Genomic DNA, 23,758 nt, shown 5'->3' with positions numbered 1-23,758 from the left:
GGCTGTTTGTCCTGTATCAAGAACGCTGGAAAAATAAAAGCATGCTGCCTGTGTTGCTAGTCAGCATGCTTTTATTTATTTCTTTATAAAACCGAAGAGCACAGTAGGAGCAGCACTAAGTGCCAAAATCAATAACCAGTCTCGCATAATCAAATCCGTCGTGTGGAAGATCGGCTGCAGCGGACCGACATAGATAACAGCAAGCAATAAAACGATAGATGAGACGACAGCCCCGATAAGCCAGCCATTTCCAAAAGGATTGCGAGCAAATACCGATTTTTCACTGCGGCAGTCAAATACGTGAATCAGCTGTGCCATAACTAATGTAGCAAACGCTGTTGTCTGCGCATAAACGAGTCTTTCCGGATCTCCTTGGTACATCAGCATGAAAGCAATAATTGTTACGGATCCAATCAGAATACCGCGTGTTACGATTTTCGTACCAAGTCCTCTAGCAAAGATTCCTTCATTCGGATGACGCGGTTTCTGCTTCATCACTTCATCCTCTGCCTTGTCCATCCCGAGGGCAATGGCTGGCAAACCGTCCGTCACTAAGTTCACCCATAATATTTGGATAGGTACGAGCGGCATTGGCAATGCCAGAATCATGGCAAATAACATCACCAGGATTTCACCAACATTGGATGCGAGCAAGTAGCGCACGAACTTTCTTATGTTGGAGTAAATCGTCCGCCCTTCCTTGATAGCTGCTTTGATTGTGGCGAAGTTATCGTCCATTAAAACAAGCGCACTTGCTTCTTTGGCAACATCGGTTCCTGTAACTCCCATACTGATGCCTATATCACTTGCTTTAATCGCAGGTGCATCATTGACGCCATCACCAGTCATGGCAACAATATGACCGACATTCTGCAGAGCTTGGACAATTCTGAGCTTATGTTCTGGAGTCACACGTGCAAACACGTACATACTATCCACTTCTGCCTGTAGTTCTTCATCTGACATGTGATCCAGATCCTTGCCTTCTACGACTCTGCCGGCTGGAGGCAATATATGCAGCATATTGGCAATCGCGGCTGCTGTCTTCACATGATCACCTGTTATCATGATTGTCTTGATGCCAGCTTTACGGCAATCGATGATTGCATCTTTTGCTTCTTTGCGAGGCGGGTCGATCAATCCGTTCAGACCGACAAATACCATTTCTTTTTCCAGTTCTTCTTCTTTCGGCTGATATCCAGCCGGGAAGTGCCGGACACAAATAGCAATCGTCCGCAGCGCTTTAGCTGCCATATGATCAACCGCTTCATACAATGCTTTCTTATCCTTGCCAGCAAGCAGTTTTTTCTCTGCTCCATGATACGCAGCTTTTTCTATTAAAACATCTGGTGCTCCCTTCGTAATCGCAATCAGTTTTCCTTCTGGTGTTTTGACCAAAACAGTCATCCGTTTCCGTTTGCTGTCAAAGGGTATTTCATGCACAATGCTATAACTGGACAAGTCATCCGCTTCAATTCCCGCTTTCTTCCCTGCGACTACAAGTGCTCCCTCAGTCGGATCACCATCAATCATCCAGCGCTTCTTTTTTCGGAATGCCTTTGCATGACTCGACAGGACGCCATAGCGAAGAAGCTGATAAAGTGCTTCTTCCTTCGTCTCTTTTCCGCCCCGGTAAAATCCACCGGATGGATCGTAGCCATCCCCTGTTACCGTATAGGTGTTTCCATCAAGGAAAATCTCTTTGACTGTCATTTGATTTTCTGTAAGTGTTCCCGTTTTATCTGAGCAGATGACTGTAGCTGAACCAAGCGTCTCCACAGCAGACAGCCGTCTGACGATAGCTTTTTGTTTGATCATACGCTGCACACCAAGTGAAAGAGCAACCGTCACAATTGCCGGAAGACCTTCTGGGATTACAGCTACTGCAAGTGAGACACCTGCAATAAGCATCTCGTATAACGGATTACCCCGATAAACTCCCGCAAGAACTGTTAATGCAGTGAGAAGCAAGGCAATGACAATAAGTACCTTTCCGAGCTTCTCCAGCCTTCGTTCAAGCGGAGTCTGCTTTCGTTTTGTATCAACAAGCAGCTCAGCAATTTGCCCAACTGCCGTATTTGAACCGGTTCCAATGACAATTCCGGTTCCACCGCCCCGTGTCACAAGTGAGCTCATAAATGCGATATTAAGCTGATCCTGAGGCCCTAGCTGATCTGCTTGCAATTTCTCCGTCACCTTGGCAACTGGCAACGATTCTCCGGTAAGTGCAGATTCCTCCGTTTCCAGACTTGTCACACTAACTAAGCGCAGATCAGCAGGCACCCGATCACCTGCGGTCAACGATACGACATCGCCAACGACCAGTTCTGCCGATGATATCCTCGACCATTGCCCATCCCGCAGCACACGCGCCATCGGAGCATTTAATTCCTTCAGTTTGCTGAGAGATTTTTCGGCATTCCTTTCCTGAAAGAAACCGATTAGCGCATTTAACAGAACGATCAGCAGGATGGCAATGCTATCGATATACTCGCCTAATAGTCCAGAGACGACCGTCGCTGCGAGAAGCACCAGAACCATAAAGTCTTTAAATTGTCCGAAAAATAGTGCAAGCTGGGAAACTCCTTTTTCTTCTTTCCATTCATTTCTTCCATCCCGCTTCAGCCTCTGCTGTACTTCCTTTGTGCTAAGTCCTTTATGTGTGTCGGAATTTGTCTGTTTAGCTGTTTCCTCTGCTGAAATCTGATACCATCGCACATTGCATACCTCCACCCTTATTTCTAAAGTAAATGTATGCGTGCTTGTCCGATAAAATGCTATACTAGCAGAGAATGAGGTGAAACATATGGCATTTGACGGAATAGTAACTAGAGCGATGGCCAAAGAGCTCGATGACACATTGGCAACTGGCCGTCTGTCAAAAATATACCAGCCGACTGATACGGAGATCGTGCTTACCTTCCGCAGCAAAGGGAAGAATCACGCGCTTGTTTTGTCGGCGCATCCAAGCTATGCACGAGTGCATATTACAAACGATAGCTATCAGAATCCCCAGAATCCTCCTATGTTTTGTATGCTTCTTCGTAAGCATCTTGCAGGCGGGTTCCTGGAAAAAGTAGAGCAATTCGAAAATGAACGAATCATCCAGCTTAGTTTCGTAAGCAAAGATGAGCTTGGTGACCAGACATCAAAACGAATCATCATGGAAGTGATGGGAAAACACAGCAATATCATGCTGGTCGATAATGAAACGGATATGATCATCGACAGCATCAAACATATTTCATCTAGTGTGAACCGGCACCGGACCATTCTTCCCGGTCAGACGTACAAGCTTCCTCCTAGTCAGGAGAAGCTGAACCCGTTCACCTTGGAACCAGCCGAGTTTGCCCGGAAGCTTGACTTCAATACCGGCCAGATGAACAAACAGATTTTGACTATGCTGCAAGGTGTATCTCCTGTTTTGGCCAATGAAATGGCTGAGCAGGCCTATATGGGTGATAAAGAGAAATACGCTCAGGTTTACACACATTTCATTGATAAGCTGAAGCAAGACGACTATGAGCCTACTTACTTTAAAGGAAAGAAAGAAGACTTCTACGTTATGGATCTTGCAGGCATCGAGGGTGTGCGAGAACAGTACAATTCGATGAGTGAATTGATTGATGCTTTTTACTCTGGAAAAGCAGAACGCGATCGTGTTAAACAGCAGGCTGGCGACTTGATTCGTTTCCTGAAAAATGAACGAGATAAGAATATCCGAAAGCTTTCTATCCATGAAAATACTTTAAAAAAAGCAGAAAAAGCCGACAGTTATCAGCGTCGCGGAGAGCTGCTAACTGCTCATATGCATCAAATCAAACAAGGTGATACAGAAGCTGTCGTCACAGATTACTATGATCCAGATCAGCAGCAACTCACCATTACACTCAACCCGCATAAAACACCAAGTGAAAATGCGCAAAGCTATTTCAAGCAATACAACAAGTTAAAGAAATCGCGCACGATGGTGGAATTGGAGCTTGAGAAAACGAATGCAGAAATTGATTATCTTGATCAGCTCATCCAGCAAGTAGAAGGTGCTCGGGAGCAGGATGTCGAAGAGATCCGTGAGGAATTGCGCGAGCAAGGTTATCTAAAGGCAAAAGCACAGCAGAAAAAGAACAAAAAACCGAACCTGCCACAGCCGGAAACTTATACCGCGACAGATGGCACAACGATCCTCGTTGGACATAATAACAAGCAGAACGAATATTTGACGATGAAGCTTGCCCACAAGCAGGATACTTGGCTTCATACGAAAGATATCCCGGGATCCCACGTCGTTATTCGCGCGACTGAACCTTCCGAGGAAACATTGGAAGAAGCAGCAAAACTGGCTGCTTGGTTCAGTAAATCCAAACTTTCTTCTTCGGTACCCGTCGATTATACAAAGATTCGTCACGTGAAAAAGCCAAACGGTGCAAAACCTGGTTTTGTAACATACGATCAGCAAAAGACGCTGTATGTTACGCCAGATGAGTCCTTTGCAAAACGTTTGAAAAATAAATAAGGAAGTGCGCTGTAGCAGCGCACTTCCTTATTTTATTGTCTTATAATAAAAGTTACCTGCAAGATATGTACCAAATGCATCCTGGGCGAAATCCGGCACTTCTCCGAATAGCAGATAACCTTCGGACTGATAAAGCCGATTGGCAGGTCCTTCTTTTTCGGTATCAAGCAAAAGTAATGTTTTGCCGTCTTGCTTCGCTGCTTGCTCTGCATGCTGCAGCAGCTTTCTAGCGACGCCCTGCCTTCTGGCTTTCGTACAGGTCATCAATTTAGCGATTTCTGCACGATGCTGCCCGTTTTCCTTGTCGCTGTAGTGCAGCTGAACAGTCCCAGCAATTTGACCATCAATCAGCCCAATGAAAAGCCGAACATGTTCAGAGAGTACAGAATTCCAGTAGCTTATTGCAGTCTCATCGCTCATCGGATGCAAATAGTTCATCGATGCGCCATCAGCGACTACCGTTTGAAATAAACTTGCTAGTTCTTCTTTATACGCTTCAATAACTGTAACTTCCTTAATTTCCATAGTTACTCCCCCATACCATACAAGTTGTTTAGATTTTATGAGCGTTACTATATTTGAGCTTCTATCCTTTTAAAGATAACGTATACGCCTTATGAAAACGAATGAAATGTTATATATACTAACACACTATATTTCTCCGCTACTCTGCCTAAAGACGCTGAAAGAAAATCTATGTTATAGATTTTGAAGAATCCTACTCAAATAGAGATTGCGTGAACTGGAGTAACTGTCGATACTATCGAACATTTCTTAACAAGAAGTAGCAGCTGGAAAAGATGCTTTTAAAGAAAAACTGAACCGCAAACACGTTGTAAGAAATTATAAAAAAGCCCGGATCAATCAAGATATTATGAGGCTTCATTTCAAAGGTGGTAAAAAGAAGAAAATTCGTGCTGTTAACTTTTTAGGAACCTTATACCTAGAGTTACTGCAGAAGATATCGGTATTATAACTATTCAGGATAACATGTCATATGTTAATATTTTGAATGGAAATATCTCCATTGAATTGCAGGCTATGGAGAAGACAATTGTTAAGAGTAAGAAGCTGAAAGTTAGCAAGGCGATTAAGTAATATTTTTATAGAAAATCCCCTCCTACAAGATGAAGGAGGGGATTTTATCTTTTCTTTCTTTGTATCTATACACATAAAACTTTTCAAATAACGAGTACTATCACCTATTCAGTTATCTCTAAAGGTATTAAATCAACTGAAGCATCAACTTCAATTGTGTCTATACTTTCCAATTTCAGAACAAAGCTAGGTACGTCACCTTCGGCCTCTATAACTATATCAACTTTCACTTTGCCAGGGTAAGCCTTCACTATAACTCTGCTTTTGGCACCTTCTTGGCACAAGCTAGTACTTCGCACAAGCTGGTTGTTGTATTGATTGTGAAAAAATTCTAATTTTTCCGAAAACGCATTGAACAAGTCCAATCATATTAGGGATTGGACTTGTTCAATGCGTTAAAATCTGAAGATGAAAAAAATTACAATATTCTACCAAAACTAAAATTTGTGATTCTCGCTAAATTCTTTATATATTATTTAATAGAATTGAAATAATTTTCTGCCCATTCTTTCATTGTAGTACCTGGACGTCCCACAACTGTCATAACATCGTCACGCAGCACATTTTGAGCTGCAAATTTTTCTGTCCTTGTAAGTTCCATAGTGATGGTAGCACTTTCCATATAGGAACGTATTGGGGCTGAAGTAATTTGGTCGAACATAGCCACTTGTTGTTGTTTATCTATATAGTTACACTTAATTTCTTTACCAGCAGCTTCTGTCATCGTTTAAACCGTACTTTATCCGTGCTCCATCATTTCATGTCGCTTATCTTCAATAGCTCTTAATAAGCAGTGCTTCAATAATGACAGCTTCTTATTTAAAAAGTGCTTCTACACTGTCTATTATATCGTTTTTTCCATAAATTGTTTAATAGTATCTTTTACTTTGCTTTCCAAGGTATCAATGCTTTTAACTTGTTGGTCGAATAACCATTTCATTAATAGCTACATAGAGGGTTGTTCGATTGCAAAAAAAATAGCCTGAGCTATTCAATGGAAGATTAAAAAGAACAGCCAATTATTAAACTGGCTGTTCTTAAATGAACACTATTTTAGAGAATTATTAAATTAACTAAATTATCTACCATAAATCTATAGGCTCAATAACTTTATTTCTCTCTTTGTATTGCCCTTCACTGCTTGTTCTCATGAATTATCTTATCCCCTAATTCAGATTAGAGTTCAATTCTTCTACTAGCCATCCATTTAATCATAGCTGGATCAGCATGAGAGAAAAATTGACTTTCGCCTACATTGAGAGTTGCGATAGCTTTTTTTATCATCTTCAGTAAGTTGGAAATCAAAGACATCAATATTTTCAGCCATTCTTTCAGGTTTAGTTGATTTAGCCAGAACTACGATATCATTTTCGACTAACCAACGAACAATCACTTGTGCAACTGACTTGTTATATTTTTTACCGATTTTAGTTAACACTTCATTCGTGAAGATACCATTTTTCCCTTCTGCAAAAGGTGCCCAGGCTTCTGGTTGAATGCCTTCAGCTTTTAGAGCCTCTATTACTTCAACTTGTTGCTGGAAAGGATTGATTTCAATCTGATTTACAGCTGGAGTGACTTTGTTGAATTCTGCTAGATCAACTGCTCGATCAACAGCAAAGTTCGATATCCCAATAGCGCGGATCTTCCCAGCGTTTTGCAATTCTTCCATAGCGCGCCAAGCACCATAAACATCATTGTAAGGTTGATGAATTAGGAGTAAATCCACATATTCTAATCCTAATCGATCAAGTGACCCTTTAAAAGAATTCATCACCCCGTCATAGGATGCATTTTCAACCCAAATTTTCGTTGTAATGAATAATTCTTCACGAGGAAAATCTGAATTTTTTATACCTTTGCCTACTTCTGCTTCATTCAAATAGGATTGAGCAGTATCGATGTGACGATATCCTGCTTTAATTGCATTAATTACAGCTTGTTCTGTTTCCTCCTTTGGAATTTGGTAGACACCAAATCCTAGGATTGGCATTTCTAATCCATTATTCAAAGTTACGTTTTGCATATAAAATCATCCTCCAATGTATTTGTATTTGTAGTTATTTCAAATTCTAATTAATACATACTTAGTGCTCCAACCTCTCTATTATAACTCGGCAGACTAATAAGCTGGTATCACATTCTTGCATACGTTTGCCTAATTCTCCTACATTCTGAAATTCCCTCCTAGTTCAAGATAATATACCCTTATAAGGTTTTTCTATTTCATAATTCATTCATTTTATCCCCTATATATATGGACTGTGTTTACCTAATAATAGCTAATGTTTGCCTAATCCTCTTACTGCACTTACGTAACAATGTAGTTTGTAATATAATTAATCTTAAAGTAGCGCTGAAGCAGGAGGTTTTTATGTTAAAACAGCAGAATGAGCTTATTCAATTGATTGGCCGGCACACAAGTAAGAATGGGACTATCCCTACTCTAATTCCGTCTTTATATTTTTCACGGTACTCCGGTGTAACCGAGCCAAGATATGGTATACAAAATCCCTCCCTTTGTATCGTGGTTCAAGGAGATAAGCAGGTACTTCTTGCCCAAGAAAGATTCTTTTATGGTCCGGCAAATTACTTCGTTGCATCCGTTGATTTACCTATCACTGGTCAGGTTACAACTGCAACTTCTCAGAATCCGTATCTTTCTCTAAAGCTCGAATTCACACCTAGTCAAATTTTAGAAATCTTACAAGAATCAGATTTAGACTTCAAAGCAAAAAAGAATCTTAATAGAGGAATGTTTGTCAGCAGTTTGAGCTTACCATTATTAGACTCTGTAACGCGACTAGTCCGTTTAGTTGAAAGTCCTAATGATATCCCTGTACTTGCTCCTTTAATGACAAAAGAAATTCTCTATAGAGTTCTTTTAGAGCCGCATGGAGAAGTGCTGAAACAAATCGCTATTAGAGGAAGTAATACTTCTCGTATTAATGATGCTATAGAATATATAATGAACAATTTCGATCGCCGGCTTCTTATGGAGGAACTCGCCAAATTAGCTAATATGAGTGTTTCATCTTTACATCGGAACTTTAAAGAAGTGACCGCGATGAGTCCCATACAGTTCCAAAAACAACTAAGGCTGCAAGAAGCACGTCGTTTGTTGTTAACAGAAACAACTGACGCAACGGATGTCGCTTTCCAGGTTGGTTACGAAAGTCCATCTCAATTCAGTAGAGAGTATTCTCGTATATTCGGGTTACCTCCAATCCAGGATATTAAGCAGTTAAAAGAAAATTATGATGATACAAAAAATGCATGAACCCAAATATGAAGGGATCATGCATTTTTCGTACTTTCTCTTTCTAAAGGGTATTTAATGTACATAAAGTGGATTAAAAATGAGTTTCGTCAATATCAACTTTGGCCAAAGCATCATTTAACTCATCCAATTCTTTATGGGTTAATACTATCTTAGAACCACCTAAATTTTCTTCTAAGCGGTGTAACTTAGTGGTACCGGGAATTGGAATAATAAAGGGTTTTTGCGCCAACTCCCATGCTAGTACAATTTGAGCTGAAGTTGCTTTCTTCTTTTCAGCTACATCAGCAATAAGATCTAATAATGCTTTATTATGATCTACAACCTCGGATTTAAATCTACCCATAAAACTTCTGAAGTCACCTTCTTCGTATTGTGTATCCTTAGTGTACTTTCCACTCAAAAAACCATTGCCTAAAGGGCTATATGCTACAAAAGAAATGCCTAGCTCTTCACAAATGCTGAATAATTCTTTTTCAGGTTCACGCCACATCATAGAGTATTGATTTTGAATCGCAGAAATTGGGCATACAGTGTGCGCTCGTTTAATATAATCTATTGGAGCATTTGATAATCCCCATTCTCTAATTTTTCCTTCATCAATTAATTCCTTCATAGTTTCCGCTACTACTTCTGGTTCTATATTAGGATCGATACGATGTTGGTAATACAAATCAATGTAATTTACCTTTAACCTTTTTAAGGATCCTTCTAACTGTTCCCTTATAGATTTTGGTGTGCTATCCAAGATATTTTGCGGGCTTCCATCTACAATCTTTTGTCCAACGATACCGAATTTAGTAGCAATAACTACCTCATCTCTAAATGGTTCGAGTGCTCTTCCTAACAACTCTTCGTTGGATTCTCCATAAATAACAGCAGTATCAAAGAAATTGCACCCTAATTCAACAGCTTTTCGAATTAATATTACCATTTCATCGCGATCCGCTTGTTTTCCGTATGCATGATCCATTCCCATACAACCCAGACCAATTGCAGAAACCTCTATACCACTACGTCCTAATTCACGCGTCTCCATTTTCACTGGTTCCCTCCTACTTTAGATTAAACATTACCTTATTCATTTACACTAATACCCTTGTTTTTAAAAGAATCTTTGCCATATTGTTGCTTATAATTGCCTTATCATGTCATACTATATATTCTCATTCTTTCTGAGTACCAATTAGTTTTCTGAAAACTATTGTCCACGCATACTTCTTTTATACTTGCTATGTTTCTGAATAAACTTCAAGGTATAGTGTGTTCCGAAGATATATATACCTACAACTGATAGATATTCAATTAAGAATCTCAATGATGAATCATTTGAGACCCAAAATCCGAATGGGTCATAAACAGTAAGCTTTGAGCCAAGATTTCTTTCAAAGGAATTTCTAATACCGTATACAACAATTAATACAGCCAATAATCGTAGGCATAATGTTCTGATACGATTTGTACCTGTTATTCCTGTCATCTTACGCACTGCATTAACAATCATTCCCCATGACAACCCAATGTGTATGCTCATTAAGATTAATCCCCAATATGCCGTTATTACATGAATCTGGCGGAAAAGCATATCGTTATTTACAGTAATAAATGGGAAGACATCCTGTGAAATAGGCAAAGCACTAAATAATACGGCTGTCATTGTGAATAAAAAAAGCAAATTAATAGAAACTTTAAGAAAACGTAACAGATTATATCTTCCCTTAATAATTGTCTTGTACCATCGCCGATTTAAGATATTATGCAAGACGAACAACACAAACAGTGAAGCTCCAACCAGCTCATGCATGGTATTGCCTGTAATCTGATAAGCCATTGCTAATAACAGAAGTATCGTCATAGCAAGGTCATTCGTTAGCTTGAGTAACATTTTGACATTCAAAGATTTCTCCTCTTTCACATTTAATTATTCCTTCTCTTGGAAATAAACCATCGTAAGAGCTTTCTCTATTGCTTTCTGTTTCTCTTCATTGTTAATTCGCTCTGTTGATTCATAATCAGATACACTACTTTCTTGACCATGAATGGATGATTGATTAGACAATTTTTTTACCTTCCAACCCTCCGTATGAGCACCTGCAAGGCGTGAAGTTGTACTTGATTCATCTGCAGAAAGTTCGTAACTTTCCATTTCTTGAAGAGTGTTCACAAAGTCTTCCCTTTCTACATTTGCATGACAGGAAAAACAGCGGCCGATATCCGATTCCTCATTAACTGACCCGTCGGGTCTGAATTCTTGATATTGCCAATCTCCGTTTCGCATTTCAGAAGTATTCTGCTCAGCCCAACCTTCACGCTTTTCCATCACGAAAATTTGCGCAAGATCTCCTTCTCTGTAAATTTCAAGAGTTATTACAGCACCGCTCGGAATTGGATCTCCATTCTGCACAGATTCAATTACTTCTCTGCTTGTATATATCTCTTCATGGGTACTTCCTCGATCCACTGTTGTATAAAGCTCTTCCTCCTTATAGATTTCAGGAAATTGAACAAGATCACTATTGTTTTCAGAAGACTCTCCCTGCTGAAAACTACTTTGTGAACGATTTATTGTGTCATTACTGTCATTACTGGTATTACAAGCGGTAATTATAATTACAACTGACATTACAACAAACATTAGAAATATTTTCTTCATATTTACCTCCGTCTAATTTCTTATATGAAAGCCCGTTCAGGCCCTTATTGGTTATTGTTAAGAAACTATGAATTTCTCTTTCTAGTATCCTTCTTAAGTAAGGAATGTGAGCCATGATACAATATTTACCAATGCATCAAAGTATAATAGAACACCAACTCCAATCATAATTAGTCCGCCAGTTATCATAAAAATCCTACTGTTTCTTTTTAAAAAACCCATTCTTTCAATGAAAAAACTCAAGATTATAAAAGGAATAGAAAACCCTAAACAGTAGATCAACATATAAACAAGTCCCTTACCAGGGTCTGACAGACCTAAAGCAAAAACACCCGCAAGAATTGGTCCTGTGCAAGGAGTCCATCCCGCAGCGGTGCCAATTCCTAATAAAACTGATCCTAGATAGCCTGTTGTTTTCTTTTTAAAATTGACTCTCTTTTCTGTAAGTAGGGCATCAAATTGCAGGATTCCTGTTAGGACTAAACCAAAGAAGACCATTAAGATAGCGCCTAATTCTCTTAAAAGGTCCTTGTAATCTGTAAAAAACCTTCCAATAAGTGATGTCGATAATCCTAATGCTAAAAAAATTATAGAAAAACCTATTAAAAAAAGAAGGCTATGGGTAAAAACGTTTCTTCTTAACACCACATCATTTGTTTTCAAATCATTGATTGATACGCCCGCTATGTAAGATATAAAAGCCGGGTATAGAGGAAGTGAACAAGGAGACAAAAAAGACAAAATGCCAGCCATAAAGGCAAGGAAAATTCCTATATTTTCCATATTTCCCCCTTTCGTTCGTTTAAGGTTTTATTATTTCCATATAATTTCTAATGTCTCTTTCTGTCATTGAACCTGTTATGACTCTTTGAACCTGTCCATTTTTATCAATTAAAAAGGTTGTTGGGATTGGAGTAATATCATAGGTCTCTGTAACTGATCGGTCTTTATCTTTTAATACTGGAAAAGTCAGTTCATGTTTTTCAATAAATGATTGTATTGCAACATCACTTTCTGTAATATTCACAGCTAATAGTTCAACTCCCTGATCTTTATAATTCAGATACTGATTCTCCATTAATGGCATCTCTGTCTTACATGGTTCACACCATGTTCCCCAGAAGTTCAAAAAAACTCCTCTTCCTTCATAATCAGACAGCTGAACTATATTTCCCTCCATATCTTCAAGAGCAAAATCAACTGCTTGATCACCAACCTGGACACGAACTTTTTCAGTAAAAAAATTTTGGTAAACTGTGTAGGTAATAGCTGAAATCATTAGTAGTAATATAATAAAACGAATCACCAATCTTATTTTTTTGTTTCTCATCTTACCCTCCTTGTTTATAGAAAATAATTGTTTATTGTGATCTAAATTTCTAGAGAAGAAGTTAAGCGTAGGAATGAAGACCGGCAATGATCATATTTACAAAAATCAGATTAAAAATGATAATCCCAAAACCAATTACTCCAAGCCATGCTGATTTTTCTCCTTGCCAGCCCTTGGAAAACCGCAAATGTAAATACGCAGCATAAAATAACCAGGTAATAAGAGCCCACACCTCCTTGGGATCCCAACCCCAAAAACGTGACCAGGCAATTTGAGCCCAAATCATCGCGAAAATGAGTGCTCCTAAGGTGAATATAGGAAAGCCTATCGTAACCGACCGGTATCCTATTTCATCTACTAAACTTAGACTTAAATTTTGGGTTAATGGTTGAAGTGCTGCAGAAATTCGTTTTTTTAAAACCAATCTGATAATCACATAGAACAATAAACCAACAACAAGAGACCAGATAACTGTATTCAGTCTAACGCTGTCAATCACTGCTGGTACTTCAACAAAAGCCGTCATAGCATCTTCTGTGAGTAGTTCACCTTGATTAGGTCCGATAAGCGCAGGAAGATTATAAATTACTTCTGCTTCTCGATTTTCTCTATCCACCCAGCTATAGACTGCTTTGTAATCTAATACTCTAAAAGCACTTGTAACCAAAACAAAAGCTGCTGCGGTTACAATCATAAAAATAATAAATTCGAGCCATAAGGTTTTTTTTGACTGTTTTTCTTGATTTACAGATTGTAGTAAATATATTACTCCCGCTATAAAACTGATTGATAAGATAGCTGAACCCAATGCGGTTGTTATAACATGAATTGCTAGCCAATCAGATTGCAAAGCTGGGATTAACGGAGTTATATCTTTAGGGAACATGCTGCCATAAGCAATAATTAACATTGTGATTGGTAAGGTGAATAATCCTAATACTGCTACTTTATAAATAAAGTAGAGTATGATGAATCCTACTACAAACATCATTGAGAAAGCTGTAACAAATTCAAACATATTACTTACAGGTGCATGTCCGGCAGCAACCCATCTTGTGAGAAAATATCCCAGATGTGCCGCAAAACCAATAAAAGTTGCACTTATGCCAGCTGAAGCCCATTTACTTGGATTCTTATAAAGCTTTCTTTTATCTCGAATAGCCCCACTAAATAGAAAAGTGGCAATTAAATATAGAAGAAATGCCGCGTACAGTAAGTTACCGCTAATAAGTACCATTATAGTTCCCCCATCTATCTTATTTTCTTTTTGTGTTAGGATCGGCTAGTTCTTCAATATGCGCATCTTTTAGAATTTTGTTTATTTCCTTTGTGATACCATACCAATTTTTGTTTGTATGAGCTGCGATAATAATTTCATCATTAGTTGTTCTAATCCATATTCTGCGATGATTCCAGTACATACCCTGAATAATGCCTATCATAAAAACAGCTCCGCCAAACAAGAGAATCCAAAGTGTGTTATCTTTACGGACTCTAAGGGCCGATAGATTTTTGGTTTCAGCGTTCTCAAAATCCATTCTTAATGTATTATCTGAACTCATTTCTAGGGTGTTCTGAATTGCAGTAAAGCTGGTTTCACCTTCTGGATGTTCAGGTGAAATTAATCTAAATAAGAAAGCCGGATTATCTGGGGATTGCGTTTGCGTAGCAGGCTGACCATCGCTGTTAAAATAGAAATCTGGAAAATATTCTGAAATTTCTACTCGGTAGCCGTTACCCATATCATATGTCTTCTGTGGTTCCAATAAATCAATTTCTATCTGCCCTAATTGTTCTTTTGTTTGCTTATCAACCAAATTAAACGTCATCTTGTTAAGTTCATTTAATTTATACGAAGATTGATATATAGAATAGGAATCAAACCGTAAAGGATGGTTTACTCTGATTTGCCTCTCTTTTACTTTTTTTAGTTCGGGGTTTACGCCAGGCATTGCCTGACCTTCAATCTTATACAAGGTAGTATTCGTTTGATAATTCCTTATAGTCGCTTCATTACCAGCACCTGAGAGAGATTCAGATATTTTTTGATCTTCTTGATTATTATCGTAGGTTTCTAAAAAAAACCCTTCACTGTTCAAATAATACTCACCATTCGTTCCGGGAATCACACTTGTTTCTCCATCCCGGATCCATAGGGTTTCGTCCAAGTACATCCCTGGCACAAACCGCAGCATTCCGCCAATAAGAACGATAATAAGACCTACGTGATTAACATAGGGCCCCCATCTTGAAAATCGGTATTTCTCCGCTAGAAGATTTCCATTCTCTTCTCTAATTCTATAATGTTTTTCTTTTATTTTTTTAATTAATGTTTCTCGCTGCTCAGCATTGTTTTCAAGTCTGTTAGTTTTACTAAAAAGACGCTGACTTTGTAAAAACCTTTCGTTCTTGGTAACTCCTTGATTCTTCAATGCTCGATACAGAGGGATAAAGCGGTCGAGACTAGCAACAACAAGTGATACTCCCAACGCTGCTAGCAGCAGAAAATACCACCAAGACCCATATAAATTATGGAAACCCAACTGATAGTAAAGCTGGCCAAAAAATCCATATTGCTCACTATAGTAGACTGAAGGACTAACACTTGAAGGAATATACATTTGCTGAGGTAGTATTGTACCTATGATCGATGCTACTAGAATTAAACCAATAATCCAGATTCCTACTTTTACTGAGGAGAAAAAGTTCCAAATCTTGTCAATCAGTGTTTTTTTATAAGTTTTTGAACGCCTAGAACTACCTTCATAACGCATATCAAAAGATTTTTGGTTATCGCTTTTATCAATCTGTTTCCCGCATGATTCGCAAAGAACAGTACCGTTTGGGTTAAAATGGCCACATTCACAAATTATAGGTTCCACTGTTAAATGCTCCTTTGAAAATAATTACTTTTGATGAATATTTATGATTTAGCAATAGAATAAATAGTGTTGTGACTTTATAGATAATTTAATTCATGCTTTATATCTATTTAAAGAAAAATTTTTAATTATAATAATAGAGAGAATAACAAGTATTATGATAATAAATAAACTTAAACTATCTGATAGCAAAATCTAAACAATTTCTAAATAAAGAAAAACCATTCCGTTAGAGAATACTGGCTTATGTAACTGGAATTACCCTATTTGCTGATGGAGGAATGACAAAATATCCAGAAATCAAAGCTGCCAGAGGTCAATTCACCTGATTTAAACCCCGCAAACGCAAAATCTGAGGAATATTTTATGACTGAAAATGCTTAAATTTGTAGGTGCTCTCTTTACATCTAAAAATGAAAGGATGCCTCCAGGCATCCTTTGCCGGTCCTTTAACAAATGATGTAGGTTCTGGGAGTATATTTATTAATAATCGAAGGATTAATAAACAGAAAACTGTATAGATTTTTTTATTTGTATATAATTGTTAAGCAGTGCTTAATGCATTAACCTACCAGTTACTTGAAGAAGAAAAGCGATTTTTCTAATTGAAAAATCGCCCCATTAGTTTAAGTACATTATTTCACGTACATTTTTATAATTAACAAAAGCAGTTTAGATAATAGCCTGTTTTCAGTTTCGTTTTCTAAAGATTCATAAAAGTCTTTTATAATACTTAGGCTTTTGTCCTTTTTTCACCAGGCAAAATGAAACTCATGGCCACAACTAATGACAGTAAAACAAAGATGCCAATCAAGATTTTAGCTAAATGGTAAATAGCATCAGGTTCTGATAAGGAACTAATGGCTACCACAACCAGTGATAAGCCTACCGTTCCACCCAATTGATGCACTGTATTTACTACACCTGACGCGGCTCCCGAAATATCTTTACTTGTATGAGCCACCCCTGCAACTGTTAAGGGGCTTAACGCTAGCCCCTGACCGATACCAAGTAGTAACATCGGTAGAGCCATTGATAAAATATAGCCCTGTTCAAGGTTTGTGAAGATACCAAGTGAAATTCCAAGTAAGGTAATAAAGATACCTACAATAAGTACGGTGGCATTCCCAAATTTTTCAGTAAGTTTCGCTACATTGACCCCGAATAAGAATTGAGGAATGGTCATTGGTAAAAAGGCAAAACCAGCAAGGAGTGGCGTGAAATGTAAGCCGTTTTGCATGGCCTGTGGTGTGAGAAACCAATAACTTAGCATGGCGCCCATGAACAAGAAGCGTGCAAGATAAGCACCTGAGCGTTCTTTATCTGCAAAGATTTTTAAAGACATAAGTGGTGTCTTAACCTTTGCTTCATACGAAATGAAAAAGACAAAGAGGATGAGTGCAGCAATTAAGGAAAGTTGATGATAACTTTCACCTACAATACCATATACTAAGCTTGTCATCGCTAGAATAGAAAGTACCCCGCCGAGTACATCGATTTTCCCTGATTGCTGTACAGACTTTGGAACAAAACGAATACTTAGAAGTGCCAGGATAAGCGCTAGGGGAACGTTAATCAGAAACCCGTCTCGCCATGAAAGTTGACTGGCAATTACTCCGCCAATAATCAACCCAAAACTTGACCCAATGCCTGCAGTTGCTCCGTAATAAATAATCGCTCTTGTCCGCATTTTCCCTTCATAAGCATCCATAATTAAAGCCAATGTCGATGGCGCAAGGATGGACGAGCCAATCCCTTGAAAGGCTCTAGCAAGAATGATACTCGTACTGTCTTGTGAGAGGCCGACAGCCAATGACCCAAGCCCAAATAGAACCAAGCCAATAATGAAAATTTTCTTGCGTCCAAATATGTCACCGGCGCGTCCCATTGCCAGTAATAATCCACCAAAAGTCAAAGCATAGGCATTGCTTACCCAGGATATACTCCGCGCATCTAGACTTAAATCTTGTGCAATCTTTACAGTTCCTGTAAAAATAATTGAATTATCGAGTAATATCAAAAAGTAAGTTATTAGAACAATCGGAAGGATCATTCCAAATTTTACTTTTGTCTTTCGAGCCATTATTTCTCTCCTAATTCAGATTAGAGTTCAATTCTTCTACTAGCCATCCATTTAATCATAGCTGGATCAGCATGAGAGAAAAACTGACTTTCGCCAACATTAAGTGTTGCAATAGCTTTCTTATCTTCTTCAGAGAGTTGAAAATCAAATACATCAATATTTTCAGCCATTCGTTCAGGTTTGGTTGATTTTGCAAGAACTACGATATTATTTTCGACTAACCAGCGAACAATCACTTGTGCAACTGACTTGTTATATTTTTTACCGATTGAAGTTAACACTTCATTCGTGAAAATACCATTTTTCCCTTCAGCAAAAGGTGCCCAGGCTTCTGGTTGGATACCTTCAGCTTTTAAAGCCTCTATTGCCTCAGTTTGTTGTTGGAAAGGATTTATTTCAATTTGGTTCACCGTAGGAGTGATTTCATTAAACTCTGCTAAATCAATTGCACGATCAACAGCAAAATTCGAAATGCCGATAGCACGAATCTTCCCCGCCTTTTGTAATTCTTCCATTGCTCGCCAAGCACCATAAACATCATTGTAAGGTTGATGAATTAGGAGTAAATCCACATATTCTAATCCTAGACGATTAAGTGACCCTTGAAATGATTCCATCACTCCATCATAAGAAGCATTTTCAACCCATATTTTCGTTGTAATGAATAATTCTTCACGAGCAACACTTGAGTTTTTTATACCTTGTCCTACTTCAGCTTCATTCAAATAAGATTGAGCTGTATCGATGTGACGATATCCTGCTTTAATAGCGTCAATTACAGCTTGTTCTGTTTCTTCCTTTGGAATTTGGTAAACTCCGAAGCCTAAAATTGGAATTTCAATTCCGTTGTTTAGAGTTACTTTTTTCATGTTAATTCCTCCATTTTGATTATTATGCAAAAATTGATCTTTCTTACGCCAAATCTAATACTATTATAGGTAGGAAGGATTGGTTTATCTTTGGCTGGATTCTTGTTATGCAACAAATGAGAAAGCAACCGGTATCCATTTCTTCTCAACTGGTTGCCAACTTCACTTAATACACAATTCTGTATTATAATGACCTATCTATGATTGAATTATCCTCTATGTTCATACTGCCCTTTAGAAATATACGTCTCCAAAATATCCTTCTTCTTTTTTAGATCTTAATAAAATGATGGCTTTTCCCAATCGGTATCGGGCTCGCTAACACCAATGCTAACCTTCAGATATTGATCACTCTTTTCTTCAATGATATCCATGATTAATTGAACTACTGCCTGACGCGTAACTTGGGTACCCTTGAATGGTTCTCCTTTCTTAGTAAGCATATATCTGGTATTGCCCTCTTGGTTGTAAAGCCATGATATTCGTAACAGTGTATAATTTAGATTTGAATTTTCAATTAACCTCGCAGATTCAATCTGGGATTTCATTCTACTACCCACACTACTGTCTAATCCAATCATTTTATTATTCCAAACACCGAAAGCTCCAGGTACTTCATTATAAATTCCCAAAATAGAGGCAGAAATGACCCTTCTTACTCCAGCATCCTTCATGGCATCAATAATCGTTTTTGTAGAATGCTCATTGCCCATATCATTAACATAAACTAGATCGACATTTTTCATCGCTTCAATTAGACTATTTTTGTCTTTAAAATCACCCTCAAAAATCACCTCTCGGCTATCATCCGTTATCGTTAAACGCTTATGTCCGTTTCTTGCATAAAGAACGATAGAATGGTCCGTTTTATTAAGCAATTCATTGGTTAGCATTTGGCCTATTCGACCGGCTGCACCTAAAATCAAAATCTTCATAATATCTACTCCTCATATAATATTTTTTTGTTTGAAGAATTCCAAAGCCGAGTATAGGCATCCGGTCATCTGCCATACTCTGAAGGCGAATCATAACTTGCTTTAAACAATTATATGATTTAACCGTATCCTTATTATGCAATAGATGAGAAAGCAACCGGTATCCCATTCATCTCGAATCATTGCCTAATCCTCTCACTGATACTTTCATAATGTTACATAACGGGGAGATATGAATTTTAATGGTACTAGCAAAGAGAAAGTAGGATCGTTATAATACCTCCTTATGTATTATCGTTCAGGGAATGAAATATTTCTGGCACAGGAACGCTTTACTTACAGTCCTGCCGATTATTTTATTGCGTCTGTTGACTTACCAGTTACTACGCTTGAGAGAGAAAGATAATCAAAGAATAAACGCTTGAATCCTGCATTCATCAGAGCTTTAACTGAGAGACTTAAACCATTTTAAAGAGCCTTACTACGTTTTTACGTAGTAAGGCTCTTTATTAGATGATACAAAATTGAGGCTTCACTAGAATTAGTTGCTAACCCCATATATTTCATATGGAAACGACGACAGATATGGCATATTACATTTGTAATATAAGGAATGGCATCTTCTGGTTCAGTACCTTGAACCAACAGATAAACGCGTTTTCCTGCTAATGGAGCATCGAGAGCGTCAGCAAAACGATCGATAAACGTCTTTAAATAACCACTCATGCTTGACCAGTAAACTGGAGTACCGATTACAATGATATCTGCCATTATTAGTTGATTCATGACTTTTTGAAAATCGTCTCTCTGCTGTTCAGACTCCTGTCCGAATTGAAGAATATGAAACTGAGATAAATTTACGGGGGTATATTCAAGTTCACCAAATACCTCATTTGCTAATTTAGCCGTATTACCGTTAATGTTCATACTACTGTTTAGAAATATACGTCTTTGCACTTTGTTCCTCCTAAGGTATGACCCATTGATATGAATTTGAGTCATTCCCCCTATCCAGAATCGAGGCTGTGAAAGGTCATTTCGAGGTAGAATCCTCTATCCGGGCCTGCTCCTTAATCTGTTGGATTGCATCGTTGAATCCGTCAGGGGTATGACTGGATCCTGCGAGACGACCTACTTTCACCTCGTCGATTCGCTTCCCGACTACAACTGCCGGGACTGCATTAGCAAATCGTCGCTGTAAGTCAAGGGAGGTTGGGTTCGTTGCATGAGGCGTGACTTTGACCTCATTAATGGCATTGTCAACCAGGGTGGCTGTCACAGTGATAGACGATGGGAGGCTACCATATTGACCAGTCGCCTTATAAGTGCCGTCTGCATAAACGGAGTCTTTACTTATTGTTGATCTCGAATTGCTGACACCAGCATTGGAAGTCGACCTTGAACGTTCAACTGCCGTATCTTCCTTCGCCTGACATGAAGTCATGACAATGGATATAGATATCCCGGTCATCATCGTGACTATAACCCTTTTGCTCAAGGTGATCATACAAATATATCCTTTCCTTATAGGTTATTTGGTTTATTCAAGCAAGACTCAATCAATTGTGTTCTAGAAACATGACTTCTGCCTCCGGATGGTGCTCTTACGAGAAAATCTTGCCATCAAAGTTCTAAGAGATCACAGCACAACCATCGGCAAACATCCGTACGTACCGGTCATAGTGATCAATGAGGGCTATCGAGTCATATAGGAAGTTGAATTATCCACCTCGGGGGCTGCCGCAATTCGAGACACAAGAGAGTCTGGACGAAAGCGAGAGTATATGGTATCAAATTGTTCAATTCCCTATAAAATCGTTGTTGCAACCGATAGCTCAATGGATTTTGGGTCTTAATCACCCATTGAGTTCCGATAGTCCCGAACGATTTCCGTACTTGCGCCCCTTCTCCATGAAGGAGATTCTCTAGAGGGTTCTGCAACGACCACATGTAAGTAGGCTAGGACAAATAGAAATAGAAGGAAGCTATACCTATCGAATCAGTAACGTGATTGAACATATCATGCATAACTATGAGCAGCCTTTTCGGATTGAGGAGCTTGACGACATAGTGAATATGGGTGTTTCTTCACTTCATTGGCACTTTTAGGAGGTGACAGCAATAAGCCCATTCAGTTCCAAAAGCAACTGAGCCTGCAAGAAGTCCGTCACCTGTTACTTTCTAGGTCAATAGATGAATGTGATGGCAAAACCTTACCATTGCCAGACGTCCACGCCATCCATCATATTTCCAGATTTGCGGAGGTTTCTCCGGAATGTTGTCGGCGTAATAGAGGACAATCGGAATTTTGTGAGCTTCATAAAATCTGACAGGGGCACTGCATCGGCCCTAAGCTCACCAGAAGAACTAGACATTAAAGGCGGCACCTCATTCGCCTTTGTTTATAGGTATAACGTTCCCATAAATCGGGAAATAGTTCATCTTCTTTTATTTACTAGTTATTGGCCACGCTTATCAAGTCCTTTTTCCTTCATCCAATCGGATAAAAGGTCAGCCAATTCAACATTATTTTGCTCGGCAAACATAAAATGGGTATTGCCATGAACTCCGATTTTGGGAAGTTCCACTAAAGTTGCATCGCCGCCATATTTGTTCACAGTTTCAACGAATTGGCGTCCAAGTTCCAGCCTGACACGCCAGTTTTCAGCACCTAAATCGTCTGATATTTCATTTGCTTCCGGAATGTAATCGCCAAAATAGATTACAATCGGAATTTCAGTTAATTTTTTGAATTCATCCATAGGTACACTGATTCCTTGTAAAGCGCCTGTCCTGCTCGGTAATGATTCAGGAACCTCATTCTCGGGAAACAGGTAATTGCCCGGCTCATAAGAAGCTACCGCTGCTACTTTATCTGTTTGCGCTGCTGCCATCCACCCAGGTAGACCACCTTGTGAGTGAGTTACCAGTATTCCTTTCCCTGATTCATCAAAAACTTTGGCAGTTGCATCCGATACAAGGTTTGCATCAAAGCTTCCCGTATCAGGTGTCATCCATTGAAAAAACTGTTCTAAACTTTTTTCATCTTGAGGAAATTGCACATTTTTTGAATACTCTGGCCAACGTCCCATACGCCATATTTCAAACCACATCTGCTCGTCTGCAACAGGCGTAATTTGTGATTCGACAGTGCTCCGTCCTGCTTGTCCTCGTCTTGGTTGATCGATTAGATAGGTGCTAAATCCACGTTTCAGAAAAATGTTCTGGAATCCATCTCTTCCATCAGGTGTGGTTTGCCAAGTGCGTGCCGACTGACCAGCACCATGTAAAAAAACCATCGGAAAATCACGAGCTTTTTCTGGAATCTGATAAAAAACGGATGCGTGATCTCCATGATATGTCTGACCTTCGGGATATGGCTTCCAATTATCAAATTTTTGGCTTTCATACGTACCGGGAGTTTCGACCACAACTCCTCCCGCCGAAAAACTACCTTGTTTTTCTATTGTAAGCTCTTCACCTTCATCTCCTTGCGTATCAGATGTATTTGGGCTGCAAGCTGCAAGTGCAGTCACTACTCCAATCATTAAAAGCAATATAAAAAATTTTTTCATTGTTTTCCTCCATTTTAGTGGTAGCCACACTTTAAATATTATAAAAAAGTACATTAATTCTATCCCGTAATTAATGCACTTTTTCTTCTGAACAAATTTCATCGCATAATGAGTCCCACAGAAATTGGTTCCCATAATTGATAGGTAATCCAATAAAAATCCTATGGCTGAGTTATCTAAGAGATAATGAGGATCATTTATAATTAGCTTGTAACCCCAATCTCTTTCTCACTGCATTACTGCATTGATAATCGTTCCCAAACACAATCCCATATGTACAGCCATGAAAATAACCATCAAATATGCAGTCAGTACATGTATCTGCCGTACAATCACGTCATTGCCTATAGGCAAATAGGGAACATGTCTCGAGAGTTCGGCACGGAGCTTATCATCACTACAACTATGAGTACAAGAAAAAGCAGATTGACCACAATTTAAAGAACACGTCGTACATGTTACTTCCCTTAATAATCGTCTTATACCACCGTCGATTTAATATATTGTGGACAATAAACAACACAACAGGACAACTACAAC

At 38.7% G+C, this 23,758-nt stretch carries 18 protein-coding genes and 2 pseudogenes; 3 read left to right on the top strand and 17 right to left on the bottom strand.

The window, feature by feature from the left end:
* Positions 1 to 75: 75 nt before the first annotated feature.
* Complete coding sequence (locus tag CHH48_RS01640; protein WP_095217610.1) at positions 76 to 2,718, bottom strand: cation-translocating P-type ATPase; 2,643 nt, start codon at positions 2,716 to 2,718, stop codon at positions 76 to 78.
* Positions 2,719 to 2,806: 88 nt separating this feature from the next.
* Between CHH48_RS01640 and CHH48_RS01635 the strand changes: the two genes are divergently transcribed.
* On the top strand, positions 2,807 to 4,513 hold the full coding sequence (locus CHH48_RS01635) for an Rqc2 family fibronectin-binding protein (RefSeq protein ID WP_095217609.1): 1,707 nt from the start codon (positions 2,807 to 2,809) through the stop codon (positions 4,511 to 4,513).
* Between the two features lie 27 nt (positions 4,514 to 4,540).
* On the opposite strand, the gene CHH48_RS01630 is transcribed toward CHH48_RS01635, so the two are convergent.
* Entirely contained in the window at positions 4,541 to 5,038 is a 498-nt protein-coding gene (locus tag CHH48_RS01630) for a GNAT family N-acetyltransferase (protein ID WP_095217608.1), read from the bottom strand.
* A gap of 256 nt (positions 5,039 to 5,294) precedes the next feature.
* Between CHH48_RS01630 and CHH48_RS01625 the strand changes: the two are divergent.
* Positions 5,295 to 5,611, top strand: a pseudogene (locus CHH48_RS01625) (DbpA RNA binding domain-containing protein); the annotation flags it as partial.
* Positions 5,612 to 6,083: 472 nt separating this feature from the next.
* Here CHH48_RS01625 and CHH48_RS01620 read toward each other — a convergent pair.
* Together CHH48_RS01620 and CHH48_RS01615 are read right to left on the bottom strand one after the other, a co-directional pair.
* Positions 6,084 to 6,335, bottom strand: coding sequence for a hypothetical protein (locus CHH48_RS01620; RefSeq protein ID WP_095217606.1), 252 nt, complete (start codon positions 6,333 to 6,335; stop codon positions 6,084 to 6,086).
* Positions 6,336 to 6,787: 452 nt separating this feature from the next.
* A pseudogene (locus tag CHH48_RS01615) lies at positions 6,788 to 7,637 on the bottom strand (aldo/keto reductase).
* A 348-nt stretch (positions 7,638 to 7,985) separates the two neighbouring features.
* Between CHH48_RS01615 and CHH48_RS01610 the strand changes: the two are divergent.
* On the top strand, positions 7,986 to 8,891 hold the full coding sequence (locus CHH48_RS01610; protein ID WP_095217605.1) for an AraC family transcriptional regulator: 906 nt from the start codon (positions 7,986 to 7,988) through the stop codon (positions 8,889 to 8,891).
* Positions 8,892 to 8,964: 73 nt separating this feature from the next.
* On the opposite strand, the gene CHH48_RS01605 is transcribed toward CHH48_RS01610, so the two are convergent.
* The 13 genes from CHH48_RS01605 to CHH48_RS01545 all read right to left on the bottom strand — a co-directional run bounded on the left by CHH48_RS01605 (position 8,965) and on the right by CHH48_RS01545 (position 23,218).
* The gene (locus tag CHH48_RS01605; RefSeq protein WP_095218068.1) at positions 8,965 to 9,930 is read right to left on the bottom strand and encodes an aldo/keto reductase; all 966 of its coding nucleotides are present in this window, start codon (positions 9,928 to 9,930) and stop codon (positions 8,965 to 8,967) included.
* Between the two features lie 162 nt (positions 9,931 to 10,092).
* Positions 10,093 to 10,806 (bottom strand): DUF4405 domain-containing protein, encoded by a 714-nt coding sequence (locus CHH48_RS01600; RefSeq protein WP_245840277.1) that lies wholly within the window; start codon positions 10,804 to 10,806, stop codon positions 10,093 to 10,095.
* A gap of 6 nt (positions 10,807 to 10,812) precedes the next feature.
* Entirely contained in the window at positions 10,813 to 11,544 is a 732-nt protein-coding gene (locus CHH48_RS01595) for a cytochrome P460 family protein (RefSeq protein WP_095217604.1), read from the bottom strand.
* 93 nt (positions 11,545 to 11,637) lie between these two features.
* Positions 11,638 to 12,327 carry a cytochrome c biogenesis CcdA family protein gene (locus CHH48_RS01590; RefSeq protein WP_095217603.1) on the bottom strand — a complete coding sequence of 230 codons (690 nt, stop codon included), beginning with the start codon at positions 12,325 to 12,327 and terminating at the stop codon, positions 11,638 to 11,640.
* 19 nt (positions 12,328 to 12,346) lie between these two features.
* The gene (gene resA, locus CHH48_RS01585) at positions 12,347 to 12,874 is read right to left on the bottom strand and encodes a thiol-disulfide oxidoreductase ResA (protein WP_095217602.1); all 528 of its coding nucleotides are present in this window, start codon (positions 12,872 to 12,874) and stop codon (positions 12,347 to 12,349) included.
* Between the two features lie 61 nt (positions 12,875 to 12,935).
* Positions 12,936 to 14,111 carry a c-type cytochrome biogenesis protein CcsB gene (ccsB, locus tag CHH48_RS01580; RefSeq protein ID WP_095217601.1) on the bottom strand — a complete coding sequence of 392 codons (1,176 nt, stop codon included), beginning with the start codon at positions 14,109 to 14,111 and terminating at the stop codon, positions 12,936 to 12,938.
* 19 nt (positions 14,112 to 14,130) lie between these two features.
* Positions 14,131 to 15,756, bottom strand: a complete 1,626-nt coding sequence (locus CHH48_RS01575; protein WP_095217600.1) for a cytochrome c biogenesis protein ResB — start codon at positions 15,754 to 15,756, stop codon at positions 14,131 to 14,133.
* 733 nt (positions 15,757 to 16,489) lie between these two features.
* Complete coding sequence (locus tag CHH48_RS01570; protein WP_095217599.1) at positions 16,490 to 17,839, bottom strand: MFS transporter; 1,350 nt, start codon at positions 17,837 to 17,839, stop codon at positions 16,490 to 16,492.
* 20 nt (positions 17,840 to 17,859) lie between these two features.
* Positions 17,860 to 18,708 (bottom strand): aldo/keto reductase, encoded by an 849-nt coding sequence (locus CHH48_RS01565; RefSeq protein WP_095217598.1) that lies wholly within the window; start codon positions 18,706 to 18,708, stop codon positions 17,860 to 17,862.
* A 278-nt stretch (positions 18,709 to 18,986) separates the two neighbouring features.
* Complete coding sequence (locus CHH48_RS01560) at positions 18,987 to 19,643, bottom strand: NAD(P)H-binding protein (protein WP_217903012.1); 657 nt, start codon at positions 19,641 to 19,643, stop codon at positions 18,987 to 18,989.
* Between the two features lie 489 nt (positions 19,644 to 20,132).
* A complete protein-coding gene (locus CHH48_RS01555; protein WP_176466345.1) occupies positions 20,133 to 20,600 on the bottom strand; it encodes a flavodoxin family protein in 468 nt (155 codons plus the stop codon).
* A gap of 76 nt (positions 20,601 to 20,676) precedes the next feature.
* On the bottom strand, positions 20,677 to 21,150 hold the full coding sequence (locus CHH48_RS01550; RefSeq protein ID WP_217978587.1) for a hypothetical protein: 474 nt from the start codon (positions 21,148 to 21,150) through the stop codon (positions 20,677 to 20,679).
* 952 nt (positions 21,151 to 22,102) lie between these two features.
* Positions 22,103 to 23,218, bottom strand: coding sequence for an alpha/beta hydrolase (locus CHH48_RS01545; protein WP_095217595.1), 1,116 nt, complete (start codon positions 23,216 to 23,218; stop codon positions 22,103 to 22,105).
* Positions 23,219 to 23,758: the final 540 nt, after the last annotated feature.

Origin of the sequence: Terribacillus saccharophilus (assembly GCF_002272075.1) — a bacterium.
Taxonomy (GTDB): domain Bacteria; phylum Bacillota; class Bacilli; order Bacillales; family Amphibacillaceae; genus Terribacillus; species Terribacillus saccharophilus_A.
This window is presented reverse-complemented; position numbering and strand designations above follow the sequence as displayed.

Bases quoted from the DNA above. Each gene is read 5' to 3' on its own strand.
- CHH48_RS01635 (WP_095217609.1), top strand. From the start codon at position 2,807: ATGGCATTTGACGGAATAGTAACTAGAGCGATGGCCAAAGAGCTCGAT.
- CHH48_RS01630 (WP_095217608.1), bottom strand. From the start codon at position 5,038: ATGGAAATTAAGGAAGTTACAGTTATTGAAGCGTATAAAGAAGAACTA.
- CHH48_RS01620 (WP_095217606.1), bottom strand. From the start codon at position 6,335: ATGACAGAAGCTGCTGGTAAAGAAATTAAGTGTAACTATATAGATAAA.
- CHH48_RS01610 (WP_095217605.1), top strand. From the start codon at position 7,986: ATGTTAAAACAGCAGAATGAGCTTATTCAATTGATTGGCCGGCACACA.
- CHH48_RS01605 (WP_095218068.1), bottom strand. From the start codon at position 9,930: ATGGAGACGCGTGAATTAGGACGTAGTGGTATAGAGGTTTCTGCAATT.
- CHH48_RS01595 (WP_095217604.1), bottom strand. From the start codon at position 11,544: ATGAAGAAAATATTTCTAATGTTTGTTGTAATGTCAGTTGTAATTATA.
- CHH48_RS01590 (WP_095217603.1), bottom strand. From the start codon at position 12,327: ATGGAAAATATAGGAATTTTCCTTGCCTTTATGGCTGGCATTTTGTCT.
- resA (WP_095217602.1), bottom strand. From the start codon at position 12,874: ATGAGAAACAAAAAAATAAGATTGGTGATTCGTTTTATTATATTACTA.
- ccsB (WP_095217601.1), bottom strand. From the start codon at position 14,111: ATGGTACTTATTAGCGGTAACTTACTGTACGCGGCATTTCTTCTATAT.
- CHH48_RS01570 (WP_095217599.1), bottom strand. From the start codon at position 17,839: ATGGCTCGAAAGACAAAAGTAAAATTTGGAATGATCCTTCCGATTGTT.
- CHH48_RS01565 (WP_095217598.1), bottom strand. From the start codon at position 18,708: ATGAAAAAAGTAACTCTAAACAACGGAATTGAAATTCCAATTTTAGGC.
- CHH48_RS01560 (WP_217903012.1), bottom strand. From the start codon at position 19,643: ATGAAGATTTTGATTTTAGGTGCAGCCGGTCGAATAGGCCAAATGCTA.
- CHH48_RS01550 (WP_217978587.1), bottom strand. From the start codon at position 21,150: ATGATCACCTTGAGCAAAAGGGTTATAGTCACGATGATGACCGGGATA.
- CHH48_RS01545 (WP_095217595.1), bottom strand. From the start codon at position 23,218: ATGAAAAAATTTTTTATATTGCTTTTAATGATTGGAGTAGTGACTGCA.